Origin of the sequence: Dapis hubbardiae BLCC-M172 (assembly GCF_050016015.1) — a bacterium.
Classification (GTDB): domain Bacteria; phylum Cyanobacteriota; class Cyanobacteriia; order Cyanobacteriales; family Microcoleaceae; genus Trichodesmium.
The window spans coordinates 1-10467 of sequence record NZ_JBNHEQ010000187.1 but is presented as its reverse complement, the minus strand read 5'-3'; the positions used below and the strand labels follow the sequence as shown (position 1 = coordinate 10467).

Below are 10467 nucleotides of genomic sequence, written 5' to 3'. Positions count from 1 at the left end.
GTAATTGAGTGCTGTTTGTTTTTCTCCTAAGTCATTGTAGACAGAGCCAATATTATTGAGAGTTGTTGCTTCCGTAGCACGAGCGCCTACTTCCTGAAGTATAGGTAAAGCTTGCTGATAGTATGAGAGAGCTGTTTGTTTTTCTCCTAAGTTACTGTATACAAGGCCAATATTATTAAGAGTCGTTGCTTCTGTAGCACGAGCGCCTACTTGCCGAAGTATAGGTAAAGCTTGCTCGTAGTAATTGAGAGCTGTTTGTTTTTCCCCTAAGTCATCATAGACAGTGCCAATATTATTGAGAGTGTTTGCTTCCCCACGAATATCCTCTACTTGCCGATATATAGGTAAAGCTTGCTCGTAGTAATTGAGAGCTGTTTGTTTTTCTCCTAAGTCACTGTAGACAATGCCAAGATTATTGAGAGTTGCTGCTTCCCCACTCCGATCGCCTACTTGCCGAAGTATAGGTAAAGCTTGCTCGAAGTAATTGAGTGCCTTTTGTTTTTCTCCTAAGCTATGGTAGACAGCACCAATATTATTGAGAGTGTTTGCTTCCCCACGAATATCCTCTACTTCCCGTCTGAGAGGTAAAGCTTGCTGGTAGTAATTGAGTGCTGTTTGTTTTTCTCCTAAGTCATTGTAGACACTGCCAATATTATTGAGAGTTGTTGCTTCCCCACTCCGATCGCCTACTTCCCGTCTGAGAGGTAAAGCTTGCTGGTAGTAATTGAGTGCTGTTTGTTTTTCTCCTAAGTCATTGTAGACACTGCCAATATTATTGAGAGTTGTTGCTTCCCCACTCCGATCGCCTACTTCCCGTCTGAGAGGTAAAGCTTGCTGGTAGTAATTGAGTGCTGTTTGTTTTTCTCCTAAGTCATTGTAGACACTGCCAATATTATTGAGAGTTGTTGCTTCCCCACTCCGATCGCCTACTTCCCGTCTGAGAGGTAAAGCTTGCTGGTAGTAATTGAGTGCTGTTTGTTTTTCTCCTAAGTCATTGTAGACACTGCCAATATTATTGAGAGTTCCTGCTTCCCAACTCCGATCGCCTACTTGCTGAAATACAGGTAAAGCTTGCTGGTAATAATTGAGTGCTGTTTGTTTTTCTCCTAAGTCATTGTAGACACTGCCAATAAGAACCAGTGTAACTGCTTCTCCCCTCAAGTTACCTGCTTTCCTAAACAATAGTAGCGCCTCTTCCCATTTAGCGATGGCTTGCCTCCGAGACTCTGCTGTTCCTTGCTTAAATAGTTCAGCTCCTTGCTTCAATAATCTTTCTGCCTCAGCATTGGCATCTATCTGAGCAACAACTTCTCCCCCATTGACAATATTGGGCAACATTAATACAGGAAAACTGACATTAAATAACATCAGACTATTAACACTGAGAATAGACAACCATCTCTTAGGAGAAACCATAAACTTAACCCTTGCCTCACAACCAAAATTTTCAATACTATTATATTTCTAGTTTCAGGGAAGATATGCAATTTCAGTTATCAGTCATCAGTTATCAGTTATCAGTGCAGTATCTTATTCATTTCCCATAAATGTTCTAAAATTATATTATTCTGAGGAATGCCTTGGTCTATTAAATCTTGAGTAATTCCCTGTTCTATACCATCATATTCAACATAGACTTTTCCCTCTCCTAGAGTAATATAAATAATATTTCCTCTAACTCGCTTGCCTCTGTTCCATCCCACTTGCATCAGAGCATAGCGATCGCGTTAGCGGAACGGAGTTCTATCGCTTTGTTCATCAAAAACAGTATCCAATCTAATATTTCCATGAGAAGGACATAATTTAGCATATTTCCCAATTACTTGTTTGACTATTTCTCTATAGGTCTTTGGGGTATCCATTGTAAAAACTCGACTTTTTCTAAATCTACAACCAACAATTTCATGGGCAAATTATTAATTACTAAAGTATTGGTTTGTAGTAGGGCTTTAGCCCGATATAGCAAAGTGGGCTGAAGCTCTACTACTAGCCTAATTATAACAACCGGACATAATATAATGTTCTTGGATATTATCAAGCGACTTGCAATTCTAATCAGTAATAAGGTGCGTTACGCGGGAATAACATTAACTCTAACTAAGTATAATTTATCTACCCGCTAACGCACCCTACTGGACTGACACACCTAATTTTGTGCAAAATTGTAGGGTGTGTTTCCGCTAAGAGCGGACATGAAAAGACGGCTTAAATTCAGATTATGAGAGGGATTCAGCAATCCGTCGTAACGCACCATTTTAGCTGTGTCGGTCTACTACAGAAACTATCTATTAACTACCAGCTACTACTTCCACAGGTTGACTCTTTTGCGGATGTATTTTCTCTACATCACTTTGCAAAGCTGCATACAACCGATTTAAAGCATTTACATAAGCCTCAGCAGATGCCACAATAATATCAGTATTGGCAGAATGACCAGAATAAACTCGCCCTTCATGGCGCAACCGAATAGTCACTTCCCCAATGGCATCAATGCCAGCAGTTACCGACTGCACAGTAAACTCAATTAAATCATTCGGTACATTCACTACTCGGTTAATTGCCTTGTACACAGCATCTACAGGACCTGTACCAATAGCAGCATCCGTCAATTCTTCTCCATCAGGAGTACGAATACTAACTGTCGCCGTAGGACGAGAGCGATCGCCACAAGAAACTTGCACAAACTCCAAGCGGAAAAGTTCGGGTGGTTGTCGAACCTCGCTATTAACAATAGATTCTAAATCCCAATCTGTGATTTCTTTCTTTTTGTCTGCCAAATCTTTGAATTTAACAAACGCTTTATTAATTTCTTCCTCTGAGAGTTCAAACCCAAGTTCTTGCAAGCGAGTTTGGAAAGCATGACGACCGGAAAGTTTGCCCAAGACTATCTGATTATCTGTCAACCCGATAGACTGAGCATCCATAATTTCATAAGTCAGTTTATTTTTCAGTACCCCATCTTGGTGAATACCTGACTCGTGAGCAAAAGCATTAGCACCAACAATAGCTTTGTTTGGTTGCACAAACATTCCTGTCAAATTAGAAACCAGACGAGATGTTTTGTAAATTTGGCGCGTATCAATATTAGTGAGTGGTGCTTCTGACTCCGGTGGGCGACCCAAAAATGGATTGAAATATTGTCGCCGAACGTGCAACCCCATAACCAACTCTTCCAAAGCAGCATTACCAGCACGTTCACCAATACCATTAATAGTACATTCTAACTGACGAGCGCCATTTTTCACTGCTTCCAGGAAGTTAGCAACTGCCAAACCGAGGTCGTTGTGACCGTGAACTGAAATAATAGCTTGGTCAATATTCGGTACATTTTCCTTAATACCCCGGATGAGTGCCCCAAATTCAGCAGGAGTCGTATAACCTACAGTGTCAGGAATATTAACAGTAGTAGCTCCAGCAGCGATCGCCAATTCTAATACTTGATAAAGAAATTCTGGGTCGGAGCGACCTGCATCTTCCGGGGAAAATTCTACATCATCTACAAAGGTTTTGGCATAGGCCACCATTTCTGGAGCAATCTCTAATACTTCTGCTCTAGTTTTCTTAAGTTTGTAGGCCAAGTGAATATCGGAAGTGGCAATAAAAGTATGAATACGTCCTTTTGCTGCTGGTTTAAGCGCTTTACCTGCTGCCTCAATATCTGCACGGGTTGTTCTTGCCAAACCGCAGATAGTTGGGCCATTTTCTACACCTACTGTCTCAGCAATTTTTTGTACTGCCTCAAAATCTCCTGGACTAGAGTATGGGAAACCAGCTTCAATTACATCTACTCCGAGGCGAGATAGTTGTCGAGCAATGGTTAATTTTTCATCTATATTAAGAGCTGCACCAGGAGATTGTTCTCCATCCCGGAGGGTAGTATCAAAAATAATAATTCGGTCTTGACTGGTGGTCATTGTTTTTTTCCTTGTAGTTTAGAGCAATTAGCCTACAACTTTTTTATATCTTAAATTTTCAGCATTTAGCTGTTAGCTATCAGTCATTAGCAAGCTTGTCCATAGAAGTCAGAATTTAGTGTAGTGGACTGTTTCAGCTAAAACTGTGCATTAGGGAGTAGGGGAGTAGGGGAGTAGGGTAGGGACGTTGCATAAGGGCGTCCGTACGGGAGAAAGATTGTTGTTTGGTTTCGTCCCTCAACCCAACCTACATCTATTGCATCATTTAAGATGAAACAGTCTAGTAGTAGACTGACACAGCTAAAACTGTGCATTAGATTTTTTCGCGCCTCACCCCATCACCCTATTTCCCCATCACCCCATCCGCCATTTTCTAATGCACCATTTAAGGTGTGTCAGTCCAGTAGTTATTGATAGATTGAGCAATAATGACCGGGGTACAAAATACCTATCTAAGAAACTGTTTGTAAACTCATAAAAGCCTCTATCCTATAAGGATATAGACTTTTGAACCTCCTTTCCTTAGCAGGGAAGGCGTTAGGACAGTTAGGTTTGTGCGGATTCATCCGTTTCATACAGCACTTTCCCAACAGCTTCTAAAATCTATCACCATTGAAAAATGGTAAAAGCTGAATGTAAGCTAGATAAATGCTGACCTTGAATTTTCCCTTAAAGGGTAGTTAATATAGCTAGAATTAAACATAAATTGGTCTAATTTTTTCTAGTCTTCTAGAAGATATCTAAGTCTGGAAATAAATTTAGGTTTTTTCCTTATTCCTTATTCCTTATTCATTAATATTCTGCTTTTTCTATTTGGTCACGAATATTATTTAAGTCTACATATTGGTCTGTAGCATTGCGCAATTCTCTAGCAATCATTCCTTCTGTTGATACAACTGTAATATGAGTATTTTTAGACCGCAATAATTCAATAGCTCTTTCAAAATCTCCATCTCCACTAAACAAAACTACTTCATCATATTGGTCTACTGTATTAAACATATCTACAACAATTTCAATATCTAAGTTAGCTTTTTGAGAATAGCGACCCGAAACATCATCATAATATTCTTTCAATATTTTAGTGCGTACTGTATAACCCAAACTAATTAAAGCATCTCGGAATCCTCTTTGATCTTGCGGGTCTTTTAAACCTGTATACCAAAAAGCATTTATTAATTTTACTTCTGGTTTGTTAAAGTATTCTAATACTCTTCTCGGGTCAAAAAACCAACCATTTTTTTGTTGAGCGTAAAACATATTGTTACCGTCAACAAATATAGAAAGACGGTTCATGGAATTTTTCATAGAAACTTAAGTTTAATATTGGTTTTAGATAATTCAGGCTAAATCCATTACTCTAGCAATATTTTTATCATTAATGTAAGTCTATTGAGTCTCTGAAAACTTAGATTATTTCTTGCATATTTCATATTTAAACTGCCAAAAATTACCCTTATATTATAAACAAATAATATTTTTCTCTACCCATAATTTTAATGAACTTAGCAGTTCAGTATTCTAGATTTCAGGCTTTTTTCGGTACAATATATTCCTTTTGATGCCTGTTAAATTTATTGATCTCCTGCTACACTTCCATACAAGACCTTAACTTTTAATCAAGGCCATAAGTTAATATTTGATTAATCTAATATCTAAAATTTAGCCAAATCAAAAATAATTGACTTAATAAAAGCTATGTATGCAAAATTATGAATATAGAAAATTTTGGGCAGTATAAAATTACAGCCCTTGTTGTAAAAAAATTACACAGATAAAAACTTACACCCTGATAAATTGCTGGGGAGTTATATCTAAGCCTTCTTACTTTCAATCGCCCAACGAGCTAACTCTGTCCGATTATGCAGACCCGTTTTACCAAGCATATTGCTCACATGACTCTCAATCGTTCTTTGACTAACTTCCATAATTTGTGCAATGTCACGATTAGCCATTCCCTTGGCTACCAATTGGACTACCTTTAACTCTGTGGGAGTTAATTCTACGTTTCGGCGCACCTTAATTGTTGGCCCAATGCTGACCCCGGAATTTTGATGTTTAATTAGGCGAGAAGCCTGCTTGAGAGAAGATTCTACTTGAGCCACAAGTTCTTCTGGTTCAAATGGTTTGACAATGTAAACATCAGCTCCAGTATTTAGACCCTTAACTCGATCCTGACTTTGACCCTTAGCAGATAAAAATAGAACTGGAACCCATTCTGTATCTGAATTTTCTCTGATATGCTGCACCAGGGTATAGCCATCCATTTCTGGCATCATCACATCACATATAATCAAGTCTGGAATTTTTTCTTCTAGCAGTTCTAGAGCTTCTCGGCCATTTTCTGCTGTTATTACCTGGTATCCACGAAATTCTAAATAATCCTTGACCAATAATATTAAATTAGGGTCATCATCAACCAACATTAAACATCCTTGGTCTGTAGTATTCATTTCCTTCATAATGAAGAACTCACTTTTTTGATTCCTGCAAACATTAACTTCACAGACGGGTATAACCCACGTCTTTCATAGCAGAGTGAGGAAGTAAGGCAACTTTGCCACTTTCCTGATAAATTTAAAGATATTTATCCTTACCCAGAAGGCTTGGACTGTATCTAATCCTCAAAGGGAATTGATCCCCTATCTATTATAGTTTATAGTTATAGATTATAGATTTTATACTCAATCAATAGTCCTATAGTTTAGGTAGATATAGCTAGATAATAGTTTTGTAGTGATGGAAAATAATTACCACTACTTTTGATAATAATATATGATAATTCAACAGTATTCCCTATTAATAGTATCAGGAACTATGGTTAATTTTACTGACTTAATTAAGTTAAAATCTATGGTGAATTGATAACAGTTAGTTAGGGATTGGGAACTGAGCTTTTGAGTCAATGGGCAAGTAATTTGCCCATGATAGCCTAGTATGGGCCTATTAATTTTTTTTATACCCGACACTTAAGGGCGGGGTATTATTCTGGCAAAGGATGAGTCAGAAAAACGTATTCCTCTACTACTTGAGAACCGATTATGTGTTCTTGAATAATTCTTTCAATCACAGGAGGAGTTGCAGAGTGGTACCATATTCCTTCTGGATAAATAACCATGATTGGACCTTGACAACAAACTCGTAAACAGTTAGCTTTAGTGCGAAATATAGAGCCTGATATGTTAATGCCAGGCTGATCAAGTTTTAATTCTTTCAGACGTTTTTTGAGATAATTCCATGCTTCTAAACCAACCTCTTTTGAGCAACATTTCGGTTTAGTTTGGTCAGCACAAATAAAAATATGTCTCTGAATTTTACTCAGTCCGAGAGATTGGACACAACTTCCTAGGGATTCTTGACAAATATCTGGGTCAATATTTCCCTGTTGAAAATTTTCCTGGCATTGGGCCATTTGTTCCTCTGTCCCATGATCTTTTTCGGTTTTGTTAAATAAATTATCTATCATTAAGTCGCGATACACCTTGAATTTGCTTCTATAATAGTTATTCTTGCCAAAGTCAAATGTTGGATAGAGAATGTCACATGACTTAGGAATTGCTAGTAAATCAACAGTTCTACTACCATAATTCTAGTTTATTGTCTTCTGAGATGACTTTTTGCTGCATGATAATTACTCCAAGTCAGAAGTTAAATTCTTCTAGTGCAGAGTCAGCACTGATAACTGAAATGACTCTTGGTAAATACCCAAATCTCTAGTTCGGAAACCCGTACAGCTTAATTAGTTGCGATCGCCACAGCTATTCAGCTAAATTAGCACTCAGATGGTGAGAGTGCTAAAAAAACAAAATGAAGTTAAAACTTAGCTTCACCTTAAGCCTGTCAACAACAATAAAATTTATCTGGAGGTAAAGTAATGGCAGCCGTAACACTGAGTGTTTCTACTGTTAAACCCTTGGGGGAACGTGTATTCGTTAAAGTCAGCGAATCTGAAGAAAAAACAGCAGGTGGTATTCTTCTACCTGACAGTGCAAAAGAAAAACCTCAAGTAGGAGAAGTTGTCTCAGCTGGACCTGGTAAACGTAACGATGATGGTTCCCGCGCAGAAATGGAAGTTAAAGTAGGAGATAAAGTTCTCTACTCTAAATATGCTGGAACTGATATAAAACTAGGTGGCGATGAATACGTCCTACTTGCTGAAAAAGATATCCTCGCAATTGTTAACTAATACCTCGCCCTTAAGGGGAAGGTTTAAACAAGTTGTTCCATAGCACTAGCAAACTTTTTCTTCATATTTGATGTTTGCTAAAGTGCTAAAACAACTAATTATCAACACAAAAAAATAAACATCCACAATTACTAATCAATAGAAATTACAACTATGGCTAAACGTATTATTTACAACGAAAATGCTCGTCGCGCCTTAGAAAAAGGCATGGATATCCTCGCTGAGTCTGTAGCAGTAACTCTAGGTCCTAAAGGTCGCAACGTAGTTCTAGAGAAAAAATTCGGCGCACCTCAAATTGTTAATGATGGTGTAACTATTGCTAAAGAAATTGAACTAGAAGACCATGTAGAAAATACTGGTGTTTCCCTAATTCGTCAAGCAGCTTCTAAAACTAATGACGCAGCAGGTGACGGTACAACTACTGCAACTGTTTTAGCTCATGCAATTGTCAAAGAAGGTCTACGCAACGTTGCTGCTGGTGCTAACCCTATAGCTATTAAACGTGGTGTTGATAAAGCTGCTAACTTCCTCGTAGAAAAAATTGCAGCTCATGCTCGTCAAATTGAAGATTCTAAGGCGATCGCTCAAGTTGGTTCTATTTCTGCTGGTAATGATGAAGAAGTAGGTCAAATGATTGCTGAAGCTATGGATAAAGTAGGCAAAGAAGGTGTGATTTCTCTAGAAGAAGGAAAGTCTATGCAGACTGAACTAGAAATCACTGAAGGTATGCGCTTCGACAAGGGTTACATCTCTCCCTACTTCGCAACAGATATGGAGCGGATGGAAGCTGTTCTCGAAGAACCTCAAATTTTGCTAACTGACAAGAAAATTGCTTTAGTACAAGATTTAGTACCAGTTTTAGAACAAGTTGCTCGTTCTGGTAAACCATTATTAATCTTAGCTGAAGATATTGAGAAAGAAGCTTTAGCAACTTTGGTTGTTAACCGTCTGCGGGGTGTATTGAATGTTGCTGCGGTTAAAGCTCCTGGTTTTGGCGATCGCCGGAAAGCTATGTTAGAAGACATCGCTGTATTAACTGGTGGTCAAGTTATCACTGAAGATGCTGGTTTGAAATTAGAAAGTACCAAGCTAGAGATGCTTGGTAAAGCACGTCGCATTACTATTACTAAAGACAACACTACTATCGTTGCTGAAGGTAACGAAAAAGAAGTTAAAGCACGTTGCGAACAAATTCGTCGTCAAATGGAAGAAAGCGACTCTTCCTACGACAAAGAAAAGTTACAAGAGCGTTTAGCTAAGTTAGCTGGTGGTGTAGCAGTTGTTAAAGTTGGTGCTGCTACTGAAACTGAAATGAAAGACCGTAAGTTACGCTTGGAAGATGCTATTAACGCAACTAAAGCTGCTGTAGAAGAAGGTATTGTTCCTGGTGGTGGTACAACTCTAGCTCATTTGGCTCCCGATCTAGAAAATTGGGCAAATGAGAACTTACAAGCTGAAGAGTTGACTGGTGCTTTAATTGTTAGTCGTGCTTTGTTAGCTCCATTAATGCGCATTTCTGAAAATGCTGGTCAGAATGGTGCGGTAATTTCTGAGCGCGTGAAAGAGAAAGATTTCAATACAGGTTTTAATGCAGCAAATAATGAGTTTGTTGATATGTTTGAAGCTGGTATTGTTGACCCTGCGAAAGTAACTCGTTCCGCTCTACAAAACGCTGCTTCTATTGCTGGTATGGTGTTAACAACTGAGTGTATTGTTGTTGATAAACCTGAACCCAAGGAAGGTGCTGCTGCTGGCGCTGGTATGGGTGGTGGCGATTTCGATTACTAGGTTTTTTGAGATTGGGGGCAATTTAGGAATTGTTCCCCATCCGATTTGTTTGTCTAAAAAGTGTGTATTGTGTTTGAGTCACTTCCAGTTTGTGGAGGTGACTTTGTTATTTTATAGAACTAATTTAGGATATTTTTTCGGCGATCGACAGATAGGTAATAAATTTGATTTTTGCTGAATTATAGTAGTTTTCATGTTTTTTAGAGTACAGAGATTTGAGTTTAAAGAAAGAAGGCTTTAGTTATCTAGGAGAGAAGGCTTTAGTTATCTAGGAGAGAAGGAAGAAGTAATGCAAGTCATGAAGTGAAAACCACTATAATTAATATATCAAAATTCATCAAAATATTCAATTCTGTTGTGGTTTTCTTTGAGGTAATTATCCATTATCCATTATCAATTAATGAATATACCAATACTTTATTGAGCTTGATTAAGACTATAAATTGATACCCTATTCTCAAGTTTATTGCTAGGAAATAACTTAGATATTCAGATTATATTAGACTTGTTTCAAAGGTTTTAATTAAATCAATTTAAGATATGAAATAAAAAATTCTATCTCCCTATTCCCTATTCCCT

General features: G+C 37.9%; 8 protein-coding genes and 1 pseudogene. 2 read left to right on the top strand and 7 right to left on the bottom strand.

The window, feature by feature from the left end:
* From ACP6PK_RS16855 to ACP6PK_RS16825, 7 genes and pseudogenes are all read right to left on the bottom strand, one after another.
* The coding region (locus ACP6PK_RS16855; protein ID WP_426561044.1) for a tetratricopeptide repeat protein at positions 1–1416 on the bottom strand (1416 nt) is incomplete at its 3' end.
* A gap of 101 nt (positions 1417–1517) precedes the next feature.
* Positions 1518–1715, bottom strand: a pseudogene (locus ACP6PK_RS16850) (element excision factor XisI family protein); the annotation flags it as partial.
* Between the two features lie 12 nt (positions 1716–1727).
* On the bottom strand, positions 1728–1862 hold the full coding sequence (locus ACP6PK_RS16845) for an element excision factor XisI family protein (protein ID WP_246844073.1): 135 nt from the start codon (positions 1860–1862) through the stop codon (positions 1728–1730).
* A 426-nt stretch (positions 1863–2288) separates the two neighbouring features.
* Positions 2289–3914 (bottom strand): 2-isopropylmalate synthase, encoded by a 1626-nt coding sequence (locus tag ACP6PK_RS16840; protein ID WP_426561042.1) that lies wholly within the window; start codon positions 3912–3914, stop codon positions 2289–2291.
* 792 nt (positions 3915–4706) lie between these two features.
* Positions 4707–5222, bottom strand: a complete 516-nt coding sequence (locus tag ACP6PK_RS16835; protein ID WP_426561040.1) for a LabA-like NYN domain-containing protein — start codon at positions 5220–5222, stop codon at positions 4707–4709.
* A 506-nt stretch (positions 5223–5728) separates the two neighbouring features.
* On the bottom strand, positions 5729–6376 hold the full coding sequence (locus ACP6PK_RS16830; protein WP_094672718.1) for a response regulator transcription factor: 648 nt from the start codon (positions 6374–6376) through the stop codon (positions 5729–5731).
* A 521-nt stretch (positions 6377–6897) separates the two neighbouring features.
* Complete coding sequence (locus ACP6PK_RS16825) at positions 6898–7326, bottom strand: (2Fe-2S) ferredoxin domain-containing protein (RefSeq protein WP_094672719.1); 429 nt, start codon at positions 7324–7326, stop codon at positions 6898–6900.
* Between the two features lie 462 nt (positions 7327–7788).
* Here ACP6PK_RS16825 and groES point away from each other — a divergent pair, with 462 nt between their 5' ends.
* Together groES and groL are read left to right on the top strand one after the other, a co-directional pair.
* Positions 7789–8100, top strand: a complete 312-nt coding sequence (groES, locus tag ACP6PK_RS16820; protein ID WP_094672717.1) for a co-chaperone GroES — start codon at positions 7789–7791, stop codon at positions 8098–8100.
* A 153-nt stretch (positions 8101–8253) separates the two neighbouring features.
* Complete coding sequence (groL, locus tag ACP6PK_RS16815; protein WP_426561037.1) at positions 8254–9888, top strand: chaperonin GroEL; 1635 nt, start codon at positions 8254–8256, stop codon at positions 9886–9888.
* Positions 9889–10467: the final 579 nt, after the last annotated feature.